The sequence below is a fragment of the Candidatus Filomicrobium marinum genome (genome assembly GCF_000981545.1).
GTDB lineage: Bacteria > Pseudomonadota > Alphaproteobacteria > Rhizobiales > Hyphomicrobiaceae > Filomicrobium > Filomicrobium insigne.
Genome location: NZ_LN829119.1, coordinates 3,145,873 through 3,168,468, shown reverse-complemented (window position 1 = coordinate 3,168,468; position 22,596 = coordinate 3,145,873). Strand labels below are relative to the sequence as shown.

The 22,596-nt window shown below is 56.9% G+C and carries 15 protein-coding genes; 9 read left to right on the top strand and 6 right to left on the bottom strand.

What is annotated here, in order from left to right:
- Positions 1 to 433: 433 nt before the first annotated feature.
- On the top strand, positions 434 to 733 hold the full coding sequence (locus YBN1229_RS14820) for a hypothetical protein (protein ID WP_046478509.1): 300 nt from the start codon (positions 434 to 436) through the stop codon (positions 731 to 733).
- A gap of 25 nt (positions 734 to 758) precedes the next feature.
- Here YBN1229_RS14820 and YBN1229_RS14815 read toward each other — a convergent pair whose 3' ends face one another.
- Both YBN1229_RS14815 and YBN1229_RS19310 read right to left on the bottom strand, forming a co-directional pair.
- Positions 759 to 3,542 carry a DUF3772 domain-containing protein gene (locus YBN1229_RS14815; RefSeq protein WP_052743977.1) on the bottom strand — a complete coding sequence of 928 codons (2,784 nt, stop codon included), beginning with the start codon at positions 3,540 to 3,542 and terminating at the stop codon, positions 759 to 761.
- A gap of 185 nt (positions 3,543 to 3,727) precedes the next feature.
- Positions 3,728 to 4,078: a flagellar biosynthetic protein FliO gene (locus YBN1229_RS19310; protein ID WP_046478510.1), complete on the bottom strand. Its 351-nt coding sequence runs from the start codon at positions 4,076 to 4,078 to the stop codon at positions 3,728 to 3,730.
- A 390-nt stretch (positions 4,079 to 4,468) separates the two neighbouring features.
- Here YBN1229_RS19310 and YBN1229_RS14805 point away from each other — a divergent pair, with 390 nt between their 5' ends.
- From YBN1229_RS14805 to YBN1229_RS14790, 4 genes are all read left to right on the top strand, one after another.
- Positions 4,469 to 7,072 carry an ATP-binding protein gene (locus YBN1229_RS14805; RefSeq protein WP_160298720.1) on the top strand — a complete coding sequence of 868 codons (2,604 nt, stop codon included), beginning with the start codon at positions 4,469 to 4,471 and terminating at the stop codon, positions 7,070 to 7,072.
- A gap of 601 nt (positions 7,073 to 7,673) precedes the next feature.
- Positions 7,674 to 8,831: a recombinase RecA gene (gene recA / locus YBN1229_RS14800; protein WP_046478512.1), complete on the top strand. Its 1,158-nt coding sequence runs from the start codon at positions 7,674 to 7,676 to the stop codon at positions 8,829 to 8,831.
- 563 nt (positions 8,832 to 9,394) lie between these two features.
- Positions 9,395 to 12,085, top strand: coding sequence for an alanine--tRNA ligase (gene alaS, locus YBN1229_RS14795; RefSeq protein WP_046478513.1), 2,691 nt, complete (start codon positions 9,395 to 9,397; stop codon positions 12,083 to 12,085).
- A 31-nt stretch (positions 12,086 to 12,116) separates the two neighbouring features.
- On the top strand, positions 12,117 to 12,524 hold the full coding sequence (locus YBN1229_RS14790) for a hypothetical protein (protein WP_052743975.1): 408 nt from the start codon (positions 12,117 to 12,119) through the stop codon (positions 12,522 to 12,524).
- 57 nt (positions 12,525 to 12,581) lie between these two features.
- On the opposite strand, the gene YBN1229_RS14785 is transcribed toward YBN1229_RS14790, so the two are convergent.
- A complete protein-coding gene (locus YBN1229_RS14785; protein WP_046478514.1) occupies positions 12,582 to 13,937 on the bottom strand; it encodes a PPC domain-containing protein in 1,356 nt (451 codons plus the stop codon).
- A 310-nt stretch (positions 13,938 to 14,247) separates the two neighbouring features.
- On the opposite strand from YBN1229_RS14785, the gene YBN1229_RS14780 reads away from it, so the two are divergent.
- Positions 14,248 to 15,564 carry a methyl-accepting chemotaxis protein gene (locus YBN1229_RS14780; RefSeq protein WP_160298719.1) on the top strand — a complete coding sequence of 439 codons (1,317 nt, stop codon included), beginning with the start codon at positions 14,248 to 14,250 and terminating at the stop codon, positions 15,562 to 15,564.
- A gap of 82 nt (positions 15,565 to 15,646) precedes the next feature.
- Here YBN1229_RS14780 and YBN1229_RS14775 read toward each other — a convergent pair whose 3' ends face one another.
- Positions 15,647 to 16,864 (bottom strand): NADP-dependent isocitrate dehydrogenase, encoded by a 1,218-nt coding sequence (locus tag YBN1229_RS14775; protein ID WP_046478516.1) that lies wholly within the window; start codon positions 16,862 to 16,864, stop codon positions 15,647 to 15,649.
- A 129-nt stretch (positions 16,865 to 16,993) separates the two neighbouring features.
- On the opposite strand from YBN1229_RS14775, the gene YBN1229_RS14770 reads away from it, so the two are divergent.
- The 3 genes from YBN1229_RS14770 (at position 16,994) to rpsD (ending at position 19,920) form a co-directional block, all read left to right on the top strand.
- Positions 16,994 to 18,265 (top strand): RNA methyltransferase, encoded by a 1,272-nt coding sequence (locus YBN1229_RS14770; RefSeq protein ID WP_052743974.1) that lies wholly within the window; start codon positions 16,994 to 16,996, stop codon positions 18,263 to 18,265.
- Between the two features lie 217 nt (positions 18,266 to 18,482).
- Positions 18,483 to 19,067, top strand: a complete 585-nt coding sequence (locus YBN1229_RS14765) for a hypothetical protein (protein WP_046478517.1) — start codon at positions 18,483 to 18,485, stop codon at positions 19,065 to 19,067.
- Positions 19,068 to 19,302: 235 nt separating this feature from the next.
- Positions 19,303 to 19,920 (top strand): 30S ribosomal protein S4, encoded by a 618-nt coding sequence (gene rpsD, locus YBN1229_RS14760; RefSeq protein ID WP_046478518.1) that lies wholly within the window; start codon positions 19,303 to 19,305, stop codon positions 19,918 to 19,920.
- Between the two features lie 105 nt (positions 19,921 to 20,025).
- Here rpsD and YBN1229_RS14755 read toward each other — a convergent pair whose 3' ends face one another.
- Together YBN1229_RS14755 and YBN1229_RS14750 are read right to left on the bottom strand one after the other, a co-directional pair.
- Positions 20,026 to 20,943 (bottom strand): lysophospholipid acyltransferase family protein, encoded by a 918-nt coding sequence (locus tag YBN1229_RS14755; protein WP_046478519.1) that lies wholly within the window; start codon positions 20,941 to 20,943, stop codon positions 20,026 to 20,028.
- Positions 20,944 to 21,037: 94 nt separating this feature from the next.
- The gene (locus YBN1229_RS14750; protein ID WP_046478520.1) at positions 21,038 to 22,300 is read right to left on the bottom strand and encodes an FAD-dependent monooxygenase; all 1,263 of its coding nucleotides are present in this window, start codon (positions 22,298 to 22,300) and stop codon (positions 21,038 to 21,040) included.
- Between the last annotated feature and the right edge of the window lie 296 nt (positions 22,301 to 22,596).

The window sequence follows — 22,596 nt, the reverse complement described above, 5'->3', positions numbered from 1 at the left end:
TATAACGATTGTTGCGCTGCACTGTAGAGGGGGTTGGTGCCAAGTCAACGCGGCGGCAGAGCGCTGTGTTTGAGGCTGCTGCAACTTTTTTAAGGGCTAAGCGTTTTGGTGAGCTTGGGGAGACTGAAAAAGGTCGTCTCGCGGCGGGGGAGCCACCGCGAGACGCCACGGCCCCGCTTGTACCAGCGCGCCCGACTGACGGTCTTGCGCCGGTGCCGCCAGCCGTAAACGCCTAGTAGTGCGTACGGTTCCATTCCTACGTCGGATTTTCAGTTGTGTGTTTTTGCTTGCGCAAGCTGTGATCTTGCGCTTGCCCGCGGCAATCTCCGCGAGCCCCGGTTCCAAAATGGTGCAGCTCAAAACGCATTGTTAACTAGTGCAACGCCATAGTTAACCACGTGGACGCCGCCAACGGACCGAAAGGCTGCACGACATGCTGGATGATACCGCTTCGCGCCAACTTGCAGATCGGCTTACGCCGAGCCGGTTGCCGCACAGAGTACGTCTGGTTTTGATGTCTGCGGGCGTGGTCATGGCGGTTACGCTCGTTCTGGCGGCGGGTAACCCCGATCAGAAGCGGATCGTGGCGGATGTGAACAATAGGATTGTAGCGCAGCAGGTTTCTCAACCTGTCGTTTCCAGACCGGATGAGAGCGCTACGGCTTATGGCCGCGCGATTGCAGCCATGCGGGGTACTATCGATCTGGCCTCCGCACAAACCGCGACGCAATAATCATCACAGAGACGGCGTTGCTGTGTCAGGTTTGTGGGGCCTCGTCTTCGCTGTCTGACTTCACCTGCTGCGCGGATGCACGGTTCTGTAGGAGCTTGGCCAGTACGATCTTCAGTCCGTCCAGGTCGCGTAGATGAATGTCGCGTTGCGGGAACGGGAAGCCAATTCCTTCCTCAGCAAAACGTTTGACGATCTGGGTGCGGAGTTCTGTCTTCGTCCCCAAGGTTTTGCCGACATCGATGATATAGACCCTGAGAGAGAACTCTAATGCGTTGTCGCCGAAATTTTCAAAGGCGACAAACGGCGCTGGGTGTTTTGCTACAAGCGATGAGTTTTCCGCAATGTCCATGAGGACGGAGATGACGTGCTCAGGGTCCGCTCCGTAATTCACACCAACAGGTATCGTCAGGCGCCCCATCGCGTTGCGATGGGTGTAGTTGATTACGGTACCAGTAATCAGTTCCGAGTTTGGGAGAATGACGCTCGCTCGATCGAATGTCTCGATCTCGGTTGCACGGACTGAAATGCGACGAACGTACCCGCCCTGGCCCGCGACATCGATCCAGTCGCCGACCTTAATCGGGCGCTCGACCAACAAGATCAAGCCCGACACAAAGTTATTGACGATTGATTGTAGGCCGAAACCGATACCAACGGACAATGCACCGGCGACCAGCGCGATGTTGGTGATATCGAGGCCCGCGTAGGAGATAGCGGCCAGCGATGCGACGCCAATTCCGAGATAGTTGACGCCGGTTGAGATCGAGTTGCTCAATCCCTGATCCGTGCGCTTGGGGTGCAAAACCGTTTCGGAGAGCCAGCGCTGTAGAACGCGTGTCAGCGTTAAAAGGACAGCGAAGATGCCCAGAGCGATTGCGATGCGGGCAAGTGAAATCTGGACGCCGCCGATTTCGAAACCGAACAGAGCACGGTTTGCGAGGCTGCCGATGTCTGCGGTGGAAAAGCCGAAGGATAGCAGCAGAACCGGGATGCCGACGACCACGAGGATGCTGTCCAGTACGACAGCCGTGATGCCTGCCATCCGTCGCCGCAGGTCGATCGAAAGACCATGAGGATCTGCGGCCGCGGCTTGAGCTCCCGGATTTTGATCTGGTTCCGCTGCTATTGCTCGATTGGCGAGGTAGAAGAGCAACAGAAGGATGATCGCAGAACCGGTCATCAACACCTGATTGCCGACGTAGCGCGCCAAGGCGATGTAGCCCCCGACAAGAGCGACGACGATCACTACGGCCGCTAGCAATAGGGGCAATCGAATGAGCTCTGCTCTCAGTCTCGCTAGCGAGCTATCGTTATCGACCGATAGTGGGAAACGCATTCGGGAGACCAAGGCGAATAGAACGGCCAGTAAGAGGCTGGCGGTCAGGGTCGTTACGATGCTGAAGGGCAGCGGTAGATAAAGAAGCCTGATGAGTTCTCGTAAGGCGAGATCAATCACGTAGACAGCGGCGATCAACTTTATCAGTCGTGCAAGGCGCCGCGCCGTCTGATTGTCGAATTCCAGGACACGCCATGCAGGCTGGTTGGGTCGCAAGTACGCCCTCGCGAGGGCGGTGCTGACTTTGTAAATGATAACGCCTTCGAGGATCGTCGCGGCTAGGTAGCCGACCTGGAGGTAGAGCAACCCCAGAAAATCGAGCCCGAAATACAGCGCACTTGCACCAGCTATGGCTGGGATGGCCCGTAAAGGGGCTTGAGCCCCGGCCATCGACACTTTCAAATAAAAACCTGGATCTGCGATCTGCGATGCTGAAAGGCCGCGCAACAGACGCAACATTAAAAGCTTCAATACAGCGTAGAATGCGAAGCTACCCAGAATGACAGCAATCGTTGCCGGGAGCTGGATTAAAACATTGGACCACCAGCCAGCGGTAATTGCCTGTACTTGAAGTTTGGCACTCGGGACAGCGCGCCAGATTTCCTCCCAGAAGGCTGGGGCCAGTGGCGACCGTGAGCGTCGCAACAGGTCGCGCGTGAAGATATCTTGTCTCAGTTCTTGGACACGACCGGAAAGCTGTCGTGCGCGAACTTCAACGAGGCCGGCTGTTTTTATTGCGCCATCGATCGCTGCGGCTATGGCATTCAGTCTGCTGCGTTGCGCGGCGATCGTGGCAGATTCTGGCGGTATGTCTTTGCCGTCAGGCGCCGGACCAAGTCGGCTGATTTGGGATCGAACATCGTCGAGCTTGGGGCGCAGTTCACGGGCCAGACGTTGCGAGTCCGCGATTACGGCTTCGATCACAGGGAGTTGGTCGATGAGCTCTTTATCGCGGCCTTTGACGCGCTCTACGCTTTTTTCCAGCGCTTCTATGCGGCTTTCAAGGCCCTGGGCTTGGTTCAAGCCGTTTGTGATATCAGCGGGCAGCTCAGTCGGTGTCGGTGCGACCGTATTCGCCGGGGCCTCGCTTTCCGACGATTTCTCGGATGATGCTGCGGGCCGTGCGTCCCCGTTGGTAGCCTGACCGTTGCCATTGGTTGGCGCCGGAGCTGCCGCTGGGGTGCCGTCTGCCGTCGGGGTATTGGTGCTGGGTTCGGTTTTCGTTTGGGCGGGTGTTGCGGATTTTTCCGCCTTGCCTTCGGCCTTTTTTGCTTCGTCAGGCTGCTGCGCAAACTTTTCAGACGGCCACTGCGTACGGCGGGCGGGGGGTGCCCCGGCCGGAGCAGGCTCGCCCGTTGCGGATGGTGGTGTTGCCGGTGGTGCAGTCGGCGTCTGCGCGGCCAAAGGCAGCGCGCCCATGCCAACAAGTGCTAGGATCACATAAAGGCCGAGCCGCCTGATATCCGCAAACATGACAATCCTTGTTCAGGCGGCGGCGTTTATTCGTCGGCCGCGCAGCTACTCTGACTGTAGATGGCCGTAAAGACGGCATAAAAGCCGATGAAGAGCTCTTAGTTGGATGCGTCAAATGCCGCACAGGATTGCCAGTGCGCGCTCATGATCGCAACCCCTCAGTGCGCCGCACCCTCCCCAACCTTTCAAGCTTCCGTCTTGCCGGCGGTGCGTGCGGGACGCGAAAACGTGGGCTCGACGACCTCGCCGCTGCTTACGACTGGCTTGCCATCTTTGATGCCCGTTTCAATCACGACATCCACTGGACCACCGGTCATGATCAGGTGTTCGGTATCGTCACGTCTGATGAGTACCAATCGCCGCCGACCATCAAGGTTCGTTTGCGCCACGACGTCGAGACGGGGCTCCTGGCGGGCGCGAAATAAGCCCGCTGTCGGGCTGACACCTTCGGCGTAGCTGCGCCAAAGCAAGCCACCAACGACGATGGATGCGGCAACGAAGGCGAAGATCGCGAGATAATAGAGAATGTCCAACATTCATTTCCCGCGCGGACGGTGCCGCGCCCTTTTTTGGCTGATGCTTCAAGGTTGCCCCTTGCGGGGTGAGCCGTCTATCGACCTCGACGGTTTTGCGATGTGCCAGCCGAATGCGTGCAATAGCTTCTGAAATCTCGCTGGCGGATTGCGTCTATTGTCCCGTCTATAGCTTGCAATTCATGTCATTTTAACTCTGATGATCGAACAGTTAGCGGTGTCGCAAGGGTGTTAGCGTGGGGTTTTCCCCTACAAATGTGGCCGTGGCGCAGTCGTCATTGCCCCATTCTGCGAGAACCGAATACTGTCGGCTGAGAGTGTATCGAGTATATGTACAAGCGTCCGCAGGCTTCTGAGAGCCGCCCGCAACAGAATCGTATAGCTTGCCCGCCTATGAGCGGAATTGGAACACAGCGACAACATGTGTTCGGTGACGGGCCTGCTGTCCTTGCGGACGTGCGCGCGCACGCCGGATTGATTGCTGTTGTGGCGGGGGCTGGTGCAGCTCTGATCGCACTTATTGCCTCCGGGACGGCACAGCCCATTCTGCTGATCGTGCTTTCGCTGCTTGCTATGGCGGGCGCATTTTTCATCTTCGGATGGATGGTGGGGCATATCCACTTTGGCACGGCTCAGTCCCGACATGACGTCGCTGGGATGCTGGTGGACGATTTCAACGAGGCATTGCAGCTCACGCGTAACGATGGGGCACGGGTGTGGGCGAATAAGCGTTTTGATCGCATTCTCGACCGTTCGGCAGCAGGGAATATTGCAGCGTTAGAGCTTGGCCTTGGCGGCAGTTCGGCAGCTTCTGAAGCCATTTTCAGACTGACCCGCGCGGCGCAATCAGGCTTGGCACGCAGTGAAGACGTCAAGGTGACGCTTGCGAACGATGCGCTGGGTCCGCGCGAACTGATTACGTGGGTTCGGATCAGCGTCTCGCCTTTCCAATCAGGTGGGGCTTCCAAAGACAAGCGGCCGCTCGTCCTCTGGAAAATCAGCGACATTACTTCGGAGCGTCAGAAGCAGGCTGCAGCCGTCGCCGGTTACGAGCTTCAGCTTGAGCGCTACGAGACGATGCCAATCGGATTGCTTGCAGCTGATGACGACGGTGCGATCGTTCATATGAACGGCACGCTGGCGAGATGGCTCGGCGTTTCCGACAAGCTGGGGGCCTCGACGCGCGTCAGCAAGTTAGCGGACATGCTTGCGGCCGACGGTGCCGAACTTCTCCTCGACATGCGCCGGCGGCGCCGGCCTGACGAGATTGTCAGCACGGATCTGGATCTCGTTTGCGAAGACGGACGCCTCTTGCCTGTGCGTATTGTCTGCCAAACGGCGAACGATGCCTTGAGCGCGTTGGCGGACGATCCAGACGAATTTTCGCAACCGGTTGGTGGTGGCATGGTGATTGCCGTCATGGACCGGCGCGAGGAGGAAATCGACGACGCCACAACTGAGGTTGCCGGCGTCCGGTTTGCCCGCTTTTTCCGGTCCGCCCCGATTGGTATTGCCACGATTGGGCGGGATGGAAAGATTTCGAGCACCAACGCTGCGTTCTCTCGCATGATCGTGGATGGAACGAGCGGCATAGGCGAGGCGGCTCTCGATGTTCTCGCTCGTACCGGCGATGATGATACGAGCAAGGCGATTGGCGACGGGCTAGAGAAGGTGTTGTCGGGGCGCGGCAACATACCGCCCGTGGATATCGTCGTCGGGGCCAAGTCTGAATTTACGCGGCGCGTCTACATGAGCCCGTTGACGCATACGGGAAGCTCTTCGGAAGCTGCAATCCTGTATGCGATTGATGTTACTGAGCAAAAAGCTCTTGAGGCTAAATTTGCGCAAAGCCAGAAGATGGACGCTGTTGGCAAGCTCGCGGGCTTTGTTGCCCACGACTTCAACAACATGCTGACGGCAATCATCGGCTTTTCCGACTTTCTTCTGCAGACGCATCGTCCGACCGATCCGGCGCATGCCGACATCATGAACATTAAGTCGTCGGCGAACCGAGCCGCGGGGCTTGTAGGCAAACTGCTTGCGTTAGCGCGTCAGCAGACACTTATGGTTGAGCCGCTGCAGTTGGGTGAGGTCATGACCGATCTGGCTTCGCTGCTGAAACGCTCCGTTGGCGAAAAGATCGAATTGAAGCTCTCGTCGGGCCGTGACCTTTGGTACGTCAAGACCGACAAACTTCAACTCGAGCAGGCCGTCATCAACCTCGCGGTCAATGCGCGCGATGCGATGCCGGACGGCGGGCGTCTCACAATCCGCACGCGTAATCTGACCGAACGTGAGTCCCGTCGCTTGCAGCAGCGGGGTATGCTCCCTGGCGAATACGTGGAGATCGAGGTCAGCGATACGGGGACCGGTATTCCGCCTGATGTAATTGGCAAGATTTTTGAGCCGTTTTTCACGACGAAGGAGGTCGGCAAAGGCACGGGCTTGGGGCTGGCAACAGTCTACGGCATCGTCAAGCAAACCGGCGGTCACATCTATGCGGAGAGCTCGCTGGGTGACGGGACGACGTTCCGCATATACCTGCCGCGTTACCATCTCGATGAGAAGGACGAAGCGGCGATTACCGAACGAGTCGAAGCCAAGAACCGCGTGCAGAAGGCTGATCTCACGGGCGCTGGGCGTGTGCTGCTGGTCGAAGACGAAGATGTCGTACGCTCGTTCGCCGTCCGGGCTTTGACCCGCCAAGGCTACGAGGTTCTCGAAGCTTCCGATGGCCTGGAGGCCCTCGATGTCATGGCCGAACAGAACGGCAATATCGATATCGTGGTTTCCGATGTCGTGATGCCTGCGATGGATGGGCCGACGATGCTGAAGGAAATGCGCAAAACGAATCCCGACCTCAAGATCATCTTTGTGTCGGGCTATCCGAACGAGGCTTTCCAGCAGGCCCTGGGTGAAGAAACGTTTGCCTTCCTGCCCAAACCGTTCTCGTTGCCTCAACTCGCGGCAAAGGTGAAAGAGCAGCTCGAAACATAAGGCGGGTGTGATTTGTTGAGATTTTGTGGCTGACTGATGGGGTATTCCTGCAACACACGCCACTGATGTGCCCCGAACCTGCACGAATTTTGCCGCCAGTGAGACAATTTGCCATCTGATTGCCATAAGCCCTGGGGAAAACTTTTCTCATTGGGGCATAAGGCGAGTGCGTATCATGGTTGTTGACGTCGTCCTTCCGTTCGTAAGTCTTCTCGGCATCATTGGCGTCGGAACGCTTTCCGGTGTCGGGGCTGCTGTTCTCCTCGCATCTCTCTGGTAGATCGGCTGACAGCTTCCGTTATGGAACGCGCGGCAAAGCGTTATGCTTGCCGCGCGTTTTCATTTGTTGCTTCGGCGATCATGTTTCGTTGCAACGCATTGCGTGTGTCCACTGTCTTCACACGGGTTTTAGGAGCCCGCGATTTAACTGGACCGGCTGATTTGCTATGACTGCATCAGTGGTGACGCTTTCTCTTACGGAGTGCGCGCACTGAGCTCTGACAAATGCGCCATGTTCTCTTCTTGTTCTCAGCGAACAAAAAGTGTACGTTGTGACTCGCGGACATGATCTGCAACTCACGACAACATCGGGAATCGCGTTATGAGCAAGCCGGAACTTCGTGTCCTCGAAGGGGGAGCTATGGATAAGCAAAAGGCGCTGCAGGCCGCGCTCGAACAGATCGATAAGAACTTTGGCAAGGGCTCGATCATGCGGCTCGGGGCCAACGACAAGTCGATCGATGTTGAAGCGGTGCCGACTGGCTCGATCGGGTTGGACATCGCCCTTGGTATTGGTGGTTTGCCGCGTGGCCGAATTATAGAGATTTATGGTCCTGAATCCTCCGGAAAAACCACGCTTGCTCTGCACGTTGTGGCTGAGGCTCAGAAAAAGGGCGGCATTTGTGCCTTCGTTGATGCCGAACACGCGCTTGATCCGGTTTACGCGAAGCGGCTGGGCGTCAAAGTAGAAGATTTGCTGATTTCTCAGCCAGATGCTGGTGAACAGGCGCTGGAAATTGCCGATACGCTCGTTCGTTCGGGTGCCGTGGATGTATTGGTCATTGACTCGGTGGCCGCACTGACGCCAAGGGCGGAACTTGAAGGTGAAATGGGTGATAGTCTGCCTGGCCTTCAAGCCCGTCTGATGAGCCAGGCTCTGCGCAAGCTTACGGCTTCCATCTCCAAATCACGCTGCATGGTCATCTTCATCAACCAGATCCGGATGAAGATCGGCGTCATGTTCGGAAACCCGGAAACGACCACCGGTGGCAACGCGCTCAAGTTTTACGCTTCGGTTCGTCTCGACATCCGTCGCATTGGCCAGATCAAAGAGCGTGACGACGTTGTTGGCAATCAGACCCGCGTTAAGGTCGTGAAGAACAAGGTCGCGCCACCATTCAAGCAGGTCGAATTCGACATCATGTATGGTGAAGGTGTCTCCAGGGTCGGAGAGTTGGTTGATCTGGGCGTTAAAGCCGGCATTATCGAAAAGTCGGGGGCTTGGTATTCTTATGGTGACCAGCGCATAGGGCAGGGGCGCGAGAATACGAAAACGTTCCTCAAGGAAAATCCGAAAATCGCCGCTACGATCGAAAAGGCTATCCGCGAGAACGCGGGCCTCGTCGCGGATCATTTGCTGGTTGATCCTACCGTCGCTGAAGATGAGGACAGTGAACCGGCGGAGGTGCCGGCGGTTGTTGGCGAGGATGAAACCACTGACGATCAGGCCGGTGGCCGTAAATCGCGTGCCCGGCGCTGATTGAACACAGATCTGATCTAAGTCGAAATTTCGCGATGTTGGCGGGGTGGTTCTGAAGCGGACCCTCCGCCTTTCGCGTTCTTTAGCCTTGAGCGACTGGCTTAGAGGGCTTCGGTGTCCCGGAGCCCTTGCCTGGACAGGGCGCGCGTGCGCCGATAAAACGGCGACGAACTGCCGTTTTGGCTGTCCCGTGGTGCGGGGTGGGCAAGCGTCAGGCAACGGTTGCCTTCCAGTTCCATCTTGATGGCGGAGAAGGCGACGCTACATCGATAAGACGACTTTTCTGGAGCCTGCGCGTCCGTTTTTCGCCGTCATTGCTTCTTCCGGCGTTTCTCCGGGTAACCTGACGGACGTGGCGGGTGGTAGCTTGCACAACTTCAAGCGCCGGGGATCAGGCGGAATACGCTTCGCTGGAAATGAGAAATAGTCTACAGCCTGAGCGTTTCGCGCGAATCCCGTGAGGCGTCAGGCTCTAGGGCTTGGAGTTGGCACTCTCTGACAGGATGGAATAGCACGCGGGGCAGACCCACGTTTTTTCTACGACCGCTAGCACGAGGCGATGAATGACCGGCGTTAATGAGATCCGAAGCGCATTTCTCGAATATTTCGGGAAGAACGGCCATGCGATAGTGCCGTCGTCGCCGCTTGTCCCGCGGAATGATCCGACGTTGATGTTCACCAACGCCGGGATGGTGCAGTTCAAGAACGTATTCACCGGTCATGAGACACGGGACTACGTGCGTGCTGTCACGTCGCAAAAATGTGTGCGCGCGGGCGGTAAGCACAACGATCTCGACAACGTGGGCTATACGGCGCGCCATCACACGTTCTTTGAGATGCTCGGCAACTTTTCATTTGGTGATTACTTCAAGGATGTCGCCATCGAATTGGCCTGGAACCTGATCACCAAGGAGTTTGGACTCGATCCCAAGCGTCTCCTGATCACGGTCTATAAAGAGGACGATCAGGCGTTCGATATCTGGAAGAAGCTCACGGGCTTTCCTGATGAGCGGATTATCCGAATCGGAACATCCGACAATTTCTGGCAGATGGGGGACACGGGGCCCTGCGGGCCGTGTTCGGAGATTTTCTTCGATCACGGGGAGCATATCCCTGGCGGACCTCCCGGCTCGCCGGACGAAGACGGTGACCGTTTCATCGAAATTTGGAACCTCGTGTTCATGCAATACGAGCAGGTTACGCCTGGGGAGCGCGTCGACCTGCCACGCCCTTCCATTGACACTGGCATGGGGCTTGAGCGTATCGCAGCGGTTCTTCAGGGGACTCACGATAACTATGAAACAGACCTGTTTCGCGCTTTGATCGCGGCTTCGGTCGACCTGACGAATGTAGAAGCGACGGGTGAGCACAAAGCGAGCCACAGGGTCATCGCAGATCACTTGCGCGCGGTTTCGTTCCTCATTGCGGATGGCGTTCTGCCTGCGAACGATGGTCGTGGCTACGTCCTGCGCCGCATTATGCGACGGGCGATGCGTCACGCTCATCTTCTTGGCGCGACGGAGCCGTTGATGCATCGGCTCGTTCCGGCGTTGATGCGGCAGATGGCGGAAGCGTACCCCGAACTTAGCCGGGCTAACGCACTCATTACCGAGACGCTCAAACTCGAAGAAACGAAATTCCGCACGACTCTGATCAAAGGGCTCGGCCTATTGAGCGAAGCTTCGAGCGACCTTGGCAAGGGAGACGTCTTCTCTGGGGATGTCGCCTTCAAGCTCTACGATACGTACGGTTTTCCACTCGACCTAACCGAGGATGCATTGCGGACGCGCGGCATCGCTGTCGATCATGCTGCTTTCAACGCGGCTATGGAGCAGCAGAAAGCCGAGGCCCGTAAAGCTTGGAAAGGATCGGGAGAAGCGGCGACGGAAACCGTCTGGTTCGAAGTGCGGGATAAGGTCGGCGCCACCGAGTTCCTCGGTTATGACACGGAGGCGGCCGAGGGTGAGATCCTCTCGCTCATCAAAGACGGCAAGCCCGTGAAGACCCTCAAGGCGGGTGACGAAGCTCAGATCATCCTGAATCAAACGCCTTTTTACGGAGAGTCCGGCGGACAAGTGGGTGACACGGGTGTTATCCGCGGACCGAAGGGCGCCGTGTTCCGCGTTACAGATACGCAGAAAAGGTTGTCTGATCTTTTTGTTCACTTCGGCACGGTTGAGAGCGGGGCCTTCAAAACCGGCGAACCCGTCAGTCTCGAAGTTGATCATGCGCGGCGGACAGCGACGCGCGCCAACCACTCTGCAACGCACCTTCTGCATGAGGCTTTGCGCCAGGTGCTTGGAACGCACGTTGCTCAGAAGGGCTCGTTGGTTGCGCCAGAGCGTCTGCGGTTTGACTTCTCACATCCCAAGCCGATGACGGCTGATGAAATTCGCGAAGTCGAGCGTCGGGCCAATGAGATTGTCGTTCAGAACGTTCCTGTTGAAACGCGCCTGATGGCACTCGACGACGCGATGGAGTCGGGGGCGATGGCGCTGTTCGGCGAAAAGTATGGAGATGAAGTTCGTGTCGTTTCCATGGGCTACACGCCTGGGGATGCGTCCGAATCCGTGGGCAAGAAGGCCAACAAAGCTTGGTCCGTCGAATTGTGCGGCGGTACGCATGCCAAGCGCACCGGCGACATCGGTCTCATCAAGGTCGTCGGTGAATCCGCGAGTGCCGCCGGCGTTCGTCGTATCGAAGCGCTGACCTCGGACGGCGCGCGCGCATATCTTGCGTCGCAGGACGAACGGCTTCGTGAGGCTGCGGCCATGCTTAGGACGCGGCCGGAGGAAGTTCTCGATCGCGTTCGTGCACTGCTTGAGGAGAAGAAACAGCTTGAACGGCAACTGAGCGATGCGAAGCGCCAGGCTGCGCTCGGCGGCTCAGGGGCTTCCGACACGGGTTCCGGATCTGCGGTTCGCACCGTGGGGGACGTCAAGCTTCTGGCGCGTACGGTTGAAGGGTTAAACCCGAAGGATCTGCGCGGACTTATCGACGACGGTAAGAAGCAAGTGGGGTCTGGCGTGGTTGCCGTGGTTGGTGTTACCGAAGATGGTAAGGCTGGCATCGCCGTTGGTGTGACCGGAGACCTGACGGATACCTACAGCGCTGTTGATCTGGTGCGTGTCGGTGCTGAAGCCCTCGGTGGCAAAGGTGGCGGCGGCCGACCTGACATGGCTCAGGCGGGCGGTCCGGATGGCAGCAAAGCAGCCGATGCGATCAAGGCTATCGAAGCCCGCCTCGCGGGCTAACGACAATCAGTTCACGGGAAGGAAGCAGGACATGATGAATGTTTCGCGTTGCGGCGTTGCCGCTCTCGTCTTTGTGACGACCGTCGGTCTTGCCGCTGGTGGTGCCTGGGCCGACGCTTCCCCATGCGCGCGTGCCAATACAGATCCCGAGAAATTGCAGTCTGAGTTGTCGACCACGGAAAAGCTTCCTGAAGTGTTCCGCGACGACAATTACGTGGCGCTACAGGACAAGTCGACGTGGGCCATGTGGACCTTCACCTTGCCTTCGCATCCGGCCCATCCGGCTGTGGTCTGTCGCCGCCCCGTTCGTGAGGGCGAATCCATCACGCTCGATATGGTCGTGAACTGCAAGGGAGAGTCCAAGGCCTGCGCACAACTCGATCAGGACTTCCGTGCTCTCAATGCCCGCATGGCGCAAGAAATGAAGGCGAAGAAGTAGTCGCCGCCTTAACGCAGAGGGCTCTCCGCGGACGATGCCAAACAGCGCGACGGTGGTTTATTTGCTGCTGATGTGGATTGTGTAGGCGCCGGCGGCTGATCGGTAGTGATCGTACACCTGAATAAGGTACCGTCCAGGTTGGGCGGACTTGAATGCTTGTGTCACGTCGGCGCCGCCGGTCGTGTTGTATGTTGCTGATATCTGAGACTTGGCTGGGTCGTATATGACAATGGCCGGGCGCAATGTCGTCGATCTGTTTTCGAGCCGTATTTCAGTTTCAGCCCGTCCTTCTGGGATTTCAAAGCTAAAGAAATCGCTATCGGCTGGGTCCATTATCGCTGCTTCTATTCCCTCCCCGATATTGATTGGCTTTGCCGTGAGCAGCCCGTCATTTGGTTCGAACGCATCATAGCTCTTTGTTGGAACGACGCGCACATTATAGACGCCAACGCTGTTGCCGTAGTGGTTGCTCACTCTAGCTGCGTAACGCGTGTCAGGCGTGGCGACGAATGTGTAAACAATATCGGCTCCCGCGGTCGTCTTGTGCACAGAGCCTAGGCTGGTTTTTTCTGCATCGAACAATTCGATCCGTGGCTCAAGCGTTGTGGACCGATTTTCTATTTCGACCCTGATCCAGTCTCGGTATTCCGCAGGCGTCGTGAAAGTGAAAAAGTCCGCGTCTTTCGGTGGATCAATCGATGCCGCGACCCACGTCTTCAATCCAAGCTGATTGGTCGACAGGCTGTCGTTGTTGGGTTCGCTTTCCCGCGCGTCGATCTCGATATGCCGAGGGGGTACGGCTTCCAGAGATTGCAGCGCCTGTTCCTTTCGAACTTCGACAACTTGATGGTTGAACGTTTTGGAAGCTTGCCGGGCTTCGCTGACTTTCTTTGCAATGGCTTGGTCGACCTGTTGTTTGGACGTGCTCGTCGCCGTATTCGTCGGGGATGCTGCGGCCGCAGTAGGCGTTATTGGGGAAGACGACGGCGTGTCAGTTGCCTGCATTGCCGTACGTACGAGCGCAACGATGTCTTCAACGCGCGATTCGTAATCACGTGCGTTTGCCTTGCACTGCAGGAACTGCTCAGGATTGAGGCGTCCGGCGTCGAGGACTGTGCAGCAGGTCTTTAGATTGATTGCCGTCATTTGAGCCCGTTCATCGAGCTCGGTCAGTTGTTCGCGACCGATCTTCAATTCGCCTTCGGTTTTCAGGAAGGAAACCTTTGTCGCCAATCCAACGGACGTTTGCTGAAAGATAGCTTCGCAGGGCGTCAGATTCGTTCTTAAAAGATCATAGCCCAAGTATAGCAATGCCATTGCGAACAAGCTGCTGGCGACCGCTACAACCTGACCAAATGAGCCGAGCCGTAAGCGCTTTTTGCGAATGCGGGTTGTCTGCTCTTCTTCAGGCATGAAAAACCTCAAAAAATAAAACAAACTCAAAATATTGGTTCGAAAAACGCTTTACTGAAAAAACGCGTGAATTGTGTCTATGTAGCGACGACCGATGTCGCGGCAACGGCTTCGGTTTGAGGCTGTATTATAATTAAGCTCAAGTTAAGCCCTGCACTATAGTCTCCTGCCCGAGGAACGCTTTTTCCGTGATTTTCTGAGTTTATCAGCATCCCCATATCCGAAATTTCGAACGGAGAAGTCCGTGCTATCGTTTCAGAGAAAACCGACGCAGGACCGCGAGATCATTCAAACATCGGCGGCCCCTTCTATGGCAGTTGTCGATAATCAAGTGCTGGCTGCTCTTGAGGATCTCGTACGCTCTAATCTAACGGCAAAGATTGCCGCTGATGGACGCTTGGGAGAAACGCTGGAACAGCTTGTCGCGCTTGTGAAGAAGTCAAATTCTGCACAGCTGCAGGCTGTGAGCCAGCTGGGTGCACAGGCCGGCGAGTCCGCCATAAATATGGGCTGGGTCTATCACGACTTCCGCGAAGTCGCGGACTCGACCAAATCGATTTCGGGCGCCGTCGTCGAGCTCGCGGCGTCTATCAGCGAGTTGGCGGAATCTTCACGCACCAGTACAACGCAAGCGGAATCCGCGCGGGATACGATGCGGTGCTGTACTGACGACAGCCGCGGCGCGATCGATGCGATGCAGGCTATTCAGCAGCGTTCCAGCCATATCGGAGAGCGCGTCGCTGAGTTGCAGACCGCTGTCGACCAGATCAATTCCATGACAGGTGCTATCGATTCGATTGCCCGTCAGACAAACCTTCTCGCGCTCAACGCCACGATCGAAGCTGCGCGTGCCGGAGAGGCCGGTCGCGGATTTGCCGTTGTTGCTTCCGAAGTAAAAGAACTCTCGGTGGAGACAGGCAAGGCGACCCAGCAAATTCGCAATTGCGTTGAGGCATTGACGAATGAGATGGCCGAGATCAGCGTTGCGGTTAAAGAGAGCCTGAAGTCCGTCGAGGCGGGCAGTGATATCGTTCGCCAGGTCAGCTCGATTATCGAGAATGTCGGAGACGAGGTTAGCGAAGTTTCCGAGCGGATCCGCGGGTTGTTCAACCTCATTCAGCAGCAGGAAGCTGCGACATCGGAGATCAGCCAAAACGTTGTTCAGATTTCCGAGAAGGCCAATAAAAACAAAGATGAAGTCGAAGCGATTGGCAAGCGTTTGCAAGAGTCTGAGAAGCTGACTGCCAACACGTTTGCGGCCAGTGAGATGCTGCCGGTGGAGAACTTTGGTCTCATCCGCTTTGGTGCCGATGTCACGATCTGGAAGCGGCAGCTTTGCTCGGTTCTGCTTGGTACCGAATCTGCACAATCTGTCAGCGGCAAGTTCTCTGTCTCTTCTGCTATCGAGGACGCGCGGCACTTGGCGGCTTCGAAACCCGCCCTCAAGCCGATCTGCGGCGAACTGGAAAGCTCGATGCAGCAGGCACAGCGTTTTGCTGAGAAGCTCATTAGCGAGATCAAGAACTGCAACTGGAATGAAGCAACGCCCGCGTATGTAAGCTGCGACGACGCGATCACAAAAGCGATCGCTGCTACCAACAAGCTCCTGGAACAAGCAGCCCGCTAAGCTCTGCGTTCTCCTATAGGAAAGCCCTGGCAGTCATAAACTGTCAGGGCTTTTTTTCGTCGCGAAATTTGTGTGCGGCGTATCAGACGGCGCCCATCGCGATCTTGAGGTTTTCATCGACCTTGTCGAGGAAGCCGGTTGTGGTCAGCCATGCCTGGTCGGGGCCGACCAACAAAGCGAGATCCTTCGTCATGAAGCCGCTTTCAACCGTGTCGACACATACCTTTTCAAGGGTTGTCGCGAACTTGGCGAGTTCTTCATTGCCATCGAGTTTCGCGCGATGCATCAAGCCTCTGGTCCAGGCGAAGATCGATGCGATGGAATTGGTCGAGGTTTCACGACCCTCCTGGTGTTGGCGATAGTGACGCGTCACCGTCCCATGGGCGGCTTCGGCTTCGACGGTACGGCCATCTGGAGACATCAGAACGGAGGTCATCAGGCCCAACGAACCGAAACCTTGCGCGACCGTGTCGGACTGAACGTCGCCGTCGTAGTTCTTACATGCCCAGATATAACCGCCCGACCACTTCATCGCGCAGGCGACCATGTCGTCAATGAGACGGTGCTCGTAGGTGATCCCGGCGGCCTTGAATTTATCCTGGAATTCTTTCTCGTAGATCTCCTGGAAGATGTCCTTGAAGCGACCGTCGTAGGCTTTCAGGATCGTGTTCTTCGTTGACAGATAGACGGGATAATTCCGCGCTAGGCCATAGTTCATTGATGCGCGCGCGAAGTCTTTAATTGCTTCGTCGAGATTGTACATGGCCATGGCAACGCCGGAGCCGGGGGACTTGAACACCTCGTGCTCAATCACCTGTCCGTCTTCGCCAACAAATTTGATCGTTAGAGTGCCGGCGCTTGGGAACTTGAAATCTGTTGCGCGATATTGGTCGCCGAATGCGTGACGGCCGACGACGATCGGTTGCGTCCAGCCGGGAACCAGCCGCGGCACGTTTTTGCAGATAATCGGTTCGCGGAAGATAACGCCGCCAAGGATGTTACGGATCGTGCCGTTGGGCGAGCGGTACATGCGCTTGAGGCCGAATTCCTCGACGCGTGCTTCGTCCGGCGTGATCGTTGCGCACTTGACGCCGACACCGTGTTTCTTAATGGCGTTGGCAGCGTCGACGGTGATTTGATCGTCCGTTCTATCGCGCTCTTCGATGCCCAGATCGTAGTACTCGAGATTGACGTCAAGATACGGGTGGATCAGCTTATCTTTGATGAACTGCCAAATGATGCGCGTCATCTCATCGCCGTCGAGCTCAACGACGGTGCCGGTCACCTTGATTTTTTGCATATGATCTGGGCCTCAACTGCCTTAATTCGGGGTTTCGCGGCGCACCTTAGCCGTCCGCCCAAGGCACAACAAGCAGACCGAAGGGCTAATCCAACCTTCAGCAAACGCCCACCAGGAGCCGCAAGAAACTTGAAACACGTTCACAACGACGGTTTGAAAATATCAGTCGACATAACTGGTGATCTACCAGTTCCGGTTATCTCAGGTTCGTCCGTATCGGTTGGCGCTGTTGTGCATGCCTGCCATGAAGGCTCAATCGACGGTGCCTTGGATCAATTTTCTCTGACGGGATTAGATCGGACCAGCCTTGATGATGTGCTGCGTTATTGCGCCGAGCGGCGATGTGAGGCCGACAAAGCGAGTTGTCCGGGATGCCGTCGCCGTATGGAAAGTCAGGGTTTAACCAGTTTTGACGCGTTCGCTCGGGATCACGCGGCCATTATTATCGGCGATGGTTCGTTACGATTAGAGGGGCCTGGCGTCCGTACTGCGCAATCCGAGAGTCTTGAGACCCTGGCCGAAACGTGGTCTGGCGAAAAGTATTGGTATTGGGCGCGGCGCGTTATTCGCAAACTACGTCACGGTATTCGTCGCGCCCACATTCAGGGGACCCCTTTCGCCGAAGAAGGGCAGACCCCGGCGGTTATTCTGATGGAGCCGCAACTTGCAGACAATATCGGTATGGTGGCGCGCGCCATGGCGAATTTTGGGCTCGATGAGCTGCGTCTCGTTGCCCCGCGCGATGGATGGCCGAATGAAAAAGCGCGGATTGCTGCATCAGGGGCGAATTACGTTATCGACGACGCGGTTGCCTTCGAGAAACTCTCTGATGCTACGGCGGATCTGACCTGGGTTTGTGCAACGACCGCGCGGCAACGCGACCTTCGGAAACCCATTTTAACGCCAGATCAGGCTGTTACGGAAATGTCACGGAGAATCTCCGAGGGACAGCGTTGCGGTATGTTATTTGGGCGAGAGCGGAATGGGTTGGAAACTGCAGAACTGGCTGATGCCGACGCCCTCATCATGATCCCTGTGAACGCCGAATTCGCGTCCTTGAACCTCGCACAGGCCGTTTTGATTCTGGGTTATACCTGGATGCAGGGCCGCGAAGAGCAAAGCCTCGGGCGTGTCACGACTTACGAAAAGCCGCTTCAAACCGGACTTAATATGGGAGCAGATCGTCCGGCGACGAAACAGGAGCAGCTTGGCTTCTTCGAACATCTGGAGAGTGAGCTTGATCGGCACGGCTTCTTTAACCCGGTCGAACGGCGGCCGATGGTCGTACGCAATTTGCGCACCTTGTTCACACGTATGGAGCCAACCGCGCAGGAAATCCGCACCCTTCGTGGCGTTGTTGCCACACTGGTCCGTGGCAAGGGTCCCGCGCGAAAATCTTAAGCAGCAACCGCCTTATTCAAGCCAAGTTTTCAGCAGAGCGATGCCCGGCGGGTGTGGCATGGACAACAGCGAGGCTCGGCAACTCAAGCTGAAGCCCACGTGCGCGGTTACGCTCATGAAAAAGCATGACACATCCGGAATTTTGAGCGACGTACACGTCAATAAAGCGAGCAAATCAAATCTGCGGCGGGCAGACGGGGGCTGATTGGAGATGCGGATGAATCGTAAGGCGGGGCTGGGTCTTGTTGGCGGGATCGCCTGCGTGGTGGCTGTTTTGTTTCCGGCCTACGCACAGGAACTTAGCGAAAAGTCCGTGCGCACGTTCATGAACTATGCGTGGCAGTTGGTGCCTTCACAGTTTACTCCGCCCAACGGCGATACGATCATGATCGATAAGACCAAGAAGGATGCGGTCATGGTCCCGATAGACGTTGCGCGTGAGGTTATTCGTGTCGGACGGCTTTCGGCACATGCGCAGATCTGCGACCTCAAGGAGGAGCAGATCTGTAACTATCAGTCGTTGATGCGGCGTGAGGTCAATAAAAAGTCCTGGAGCGAGCAGCAGCTTGTCTACATTTCCCAGCTTCACCTGACGACCGTCATGCTGCTGACGGGCAAGATCAAGCTCGTTGAAAAGGATGGCGATAAGGAAGTTGTCGTCGAAGAAAGCAAGGCGCCCGCGGCGGCGACTTGCACCGAAGAGCAGAAGGCCAAGGTTACGGAAGTGATCGCCACCTACGTTAAGGCGGGCCCGGATCTCAACGCCGATATCTGCAAATTCGACAACGCAGCCAAGAAATAGCGTACGTTTTTAGCCGGTTGACGTCCGCGTGTTCCGGTTGTAAACGCTTGAGGTCTTCACGGGGCCATGGTCGGCCCCGTGTTGTTTTTTGCGCACCTGCGGTATTGGCGGCGATTTGGACTTCCGGTTCAATGCGTCTCCGTCTTTACCTGTCGGCTCCGGCCTTCCGGTCGGCGCAGAGGAAGGGGCGCTCCAAATCAAAAACTATATGCAACTTAAATTGGAGTGCTAAGAAATGACGAAGCGCATTCGCGCCAAGCATAAACTTGACCGTCGTATGGGCGAGAACATCTGGGGCCGCCCGAAGAGCCCGGTAAACAAGCGTGAATCCAAGCCTGGTCAGCACGGCGATCGTCGTGGCGGCAAGCTTTCCGACTTCGGCCAGCAGCTCCGCGCCAAGCAGAAGCTCAAGGGCTACTACGGCAACATCACCGAGAGCCAGTTTCTCCGCATTTACAAAGAAGCTGTGCGTCTCAAGGGCTCGACGTCGGAGCATATCATCGGTCTTCTCGAGCGCCGTCTTGATGCTGTGATTTATCGCGCCAAGTTTGTACCGACGGTCTTTGCTGCGCGTCAGTTCGTCAGCCATGGCCATGTTTCAGTCAATGGCCGCCGCGTGACCATTCCGAGCTTCCGCGTTCGCATCGGCGACGTGATCGAAGTTCGTGAGAAGGGTAAGCAGATGGCGCTGGTGCTTGAAGCTAGCCAGAGCGCTGAGCGCGACGTACCTGACTATATCGAAGCTGACCACGGTAAGATGGTCGCGAAGCTTCTACGCGTGCCGGCTCTTTCCGACGTGCCTTATCCGGTGCAGATGGAGCCGAACCTGGTGGTCGAGTTCTACTCGCGCTAATCCGGCGTCGCGGGTGATCCCGCGGTTATGTCATTACGAAAAGCGGCTGGCCGATCAGGCTGGCCGCTTTTTGTTTGTGAAGGCTACAGCTTCGGTGTGGGTTTGTTAGCTCCAGCGCCGGTTCGACCACATCCATTGTTCGGGACTTTCCCGGATCCAGGCTTCGAACTCCTGCTGCATCGCTGTCATGATCCATTTGATGTCTTCGGACTGATTAGCGGTGCGAGGGACGCGCAGTTCCTTCAATTCAATTTCGAAGCGGCTCGAGGTCCCAATACGCTTGCAGCGTGAGAGCCAGAGACGTGCGCCGACGCGACGCGCAATCATGGCTCCGATGGCTTGTGTTTTGGCTGGCTGGCCGAAAAACGGCACTGGGATTCCGGTGCGGTCATAGAGATCGCAGACCATTCCGAGGCGGCCGCCCTTCCTCACGTAGTCCGTAATCACGCGCGCCGTTTTGCGGTCGTCGCCGTGGTCCCCTTCGACTTTGCCCCGCCCGAACAGGCCGCCAGTGTAAAGATCTTTGCGTTGTGCGCGTAGGTATTCGTCGACATATGGGTTGTTGACGGAACGGTAGATCGCGGCGGGATTGGCGTTCGCGAGCGTCAGCGGCCAGATCGCCAATTCCCAATTGCCCATATGTAGCGAGATGCCGATTGCCGGGCCTAGCTTGTCACGGTAACGACCGAACATTGCGGCGCTCGTGATGACGATGCGATCGGGTTCGGCGATGATACGATCGATCTGCATGGTCTCAGCCATGACGCGGCCGAGATTCTCCCAATGGGCCATACAGATCGCGAGCCGTTCCTCTTCGCTCTTCTCAGGGAAGGCGATCGCGAGATTGGCCAGCGCGCGATTGTGTCGTTTGGGGTTGATGCGGGGAGCCAGAAGGCGCCACGCCCTTGCAGATGCGGATGTCGCGACTTCCAGAGGAAGCGCCCGCACGACAGCGATGACGCAGCGCAGTACGACGTATTCCAGGCGAAACTGAATGTCGCGAAAGCGAGCGGCGGGTTTCATGCGGGTTCGTGACAGATTCTTTCCAGAGACGATGCGCGCCCGCCGGTTGATCCCCTGGCTTTCAGGAGCCTAATCCGCGCGGGCCGGGTAGCCTTTACAGTGTTGTGCGCCTGCTCGCAAACGTTGCGTCTCGCGTGTCGGCTTCACGCATGAGCGGCGGCGGATCACCGGCAGGCGCGAGGCCTGCAGCCATGATGCGGCGGCGCAGAGGAGAGAGTGCCTTGAGGGCGTGAACCCCTGCACCTCTCAGCAGCTGCACTGGGATAAGCTGCGAGGTAAGTGAGTAGTTGAGGAGATCAACGGCGCGGGCACGGCTGTTGACATCGCCATGGCGGGCGTTGTCGTAGCGCCGCAGGAGATCATCACTACCCAGGTCCTGCTTTTCCAGCTTGGCGGTGTGAAGAATGTCGGCAAGAGTGGCGATGTCCCTGAAGCTCAAGTTCAATCCTTGTGCACCTATCGGCGGGGCGACGTGTGCGGCTTCCCCTACGAGGGCAATTCGGTTTCGGCCCATGCTTTCTGAAGACATCATAGAAAGTGGAAACACGACGCGAGGGCCTAAATCGCTCAGTTTTCCAAGCAAGCCCTGTAGATTGTCCTCTAGCGTGTGCAAGAAGTCTGCTGCGCTGATTGAGGCGAGGCGATGAGCAACATCTGGGTGTTCAACCCAAATGAGGCTTGAGGCGCGCCCTGGCATTGGAACGGTGGTCATGGGGCCTGCACGACGGTGGAATTCTGTCGAAATCCCATGGTGCGGCACAGCATGTTTGAACGTGCATGCCAACGCGGCCTGATTGTAGGTGTGTGAGGCCGTGGCGATACCGGCGGCGTGCCGGCAAATAGACCGACGGCCATCAGCCCCGATAATTAGTTGCGTGGTAAGGGTTTGACCTTCCGCAAGAGTAAGAGATGCGCGGTCCGCATCTACCGCAATATCCTGCGCGCCAGCGCTTTCGATCACCGTCAATCCGTGGCCAAACCCGGCCGCAGCCTGTCTGAGCGCAGCAACAAGGGCCTGTTGAGGCACGTTGTAGCCAAACAGGTCATGGCCAATTTCGGATGCCTGGAAAACGACCTCAGGTGCTCGCAGCAGCGCGCCCGTATCATCAATCAGCCTGATGGCATTCAATGGCGCGCTTGCAGGCTCACAGGCCGTCCAGGCGCCGATGTTCGACAATAGTGTCAAGGAATTTTTAAAGAGCGCCGCAGTCCGTGTGTCGGCGCCGGTAGCGGCGGGATTGTGGGGCGCGGCGATAAGAGCGACGCGTAGGTCGGATTGGGCAACAGCGAGAGCGGCGGCGAGCCCTGTCGGGCCTGCACCGACGATGATGGCGTCGTAATCGGAAGAATTTCGCATTGCTTTAAATGGACTTTTTGTGCATGCGCCGGTTCTTGGTCGAGCCGAGCGATATTTCAGCGAGCAGGTCGTTTGGAGATGTTCAGATCTTATGCACATGGTCTCGCAGAAAGGACAAGGTGGCTCTGCGGCCCGTATTGCGGAGGTTGTACGCAAATCAGCTGGTGGAATTGGTGATAGTAGCAGATGCTATTTATTGTGGCGTTACTGCCACGAATCACAGCTGATTCGGGTCACACGGTCGAATGAGGTTTACGGGCGATCCGGCATTGGGATACCACTTGTGAAGCCAAGCC

What these genes read in the sequence shown, in the direction of transcription:
- YBN1229_RS14785 (WP_046478514.1), bottom strand. Translation starts at nt 13,937, where the DNA reads ATGCCTGAAGAAGAGCAGACAACCCGCATTCGCAAAAAGCGCTTACGG.
- recA (WP_046478512.1), top strand. Translation starts at nt 7,674, where the DNA reads ATGAGCAAGCCGGAACTTCGTGTCCTCGAAGGGGGAGCTATGGATAAG.
- YBN1229_RS14815 (WP_052743977.1), bottom strand. Translation starts at nt 3,542, where the DNA reads ATGTTTGCGGATATCAGGCGGCTCGGCCTTTATGTGATCCTAGCACTT.
- YBN1229_RS14820 (WP_046478509.1), top strand. Translation starts at nt 434, where the DNA reads ATGCTGGATGATACCGCTTCGCGCCAACTTGCAGATCGGCTTACGCCG.
- YBN1229_RS14790 (WP_052743975.1), top strand. Translation starts at nt 12,117, where the DNA reads ATGATGAATGTTTCGCGTTGCGGCGTTGCCGCTCTCGTCTTTGTGACG.
- YBN1229_RS14755 (WP_046478519.1), bottom strand. Translation starts at nt 20,943, where the DNA reads ATGAAACCCGCCGCTCGCTTTCGCGACATTCAGTTTCGCCTGGAATAC.
- YBN1229_RS14780 (WP_160298719.1), top strand. Translation starts at nt 14,248, where the DNA reads ATGGCAGTTGTCGATAATCAAGTGCTGGCTGCTCTTGAGGATCTCGTA.
- alaS (WP_046478513.1), top strand. Translation starts at nt 9,395, where the DNA reads ATGACCGGCGTTAATGAGATCCGAAGCGCATTTCTCGAATATTTCGGG.
- YBN1229_RS14775 (WP_046478516.1), bottom strand. Translation starts at nt 16,864, where the DNA reads ATGCAAAAAATCAAGGTGACCGGCACCGTCGTTGAGCTCGACGGCGAT.
- YBN1229_RS19310 (WP_046478510.1), bottom strand. Translation starts at nt 4,078, where the DNA reads ATGTTGGACATTCTCTATTATCTCGCGATCTTCGCCTTCGTTGCCGCA.
- YBN1229_RS14765 (WP_046478517.1), top strand. Translation starts at nt 18,483, where the DNA reads ATGAATCGTAAGGCGGGGCTGGGTCTTGTTGGCGGGATCGCCTGCGTG.
- YBN1229_RS14750 (WP_046478520.1), bottom strand. Translation starts at nt 22,300, where the DNA reads ATGCGAAATTCTTCCGATTACGACGCCATCATCGTCGGTGCAGGCCCG.
- YBN1229_RS14805 (WP_160298720.1), top strand. Translation starts at nt 4,469, where the DNA reads ATGAGCGGAATTGGAACACAGCGACAACATGTGTTCGGTGACGGGCCT.
- rpsD (WP_046478518.1), top strand. Translation starts at nt 19,303, where the DNA reads ATGACGAAGCGCATTCGCGCCAAGCATAAACTTGACCGTCGTATGGGC.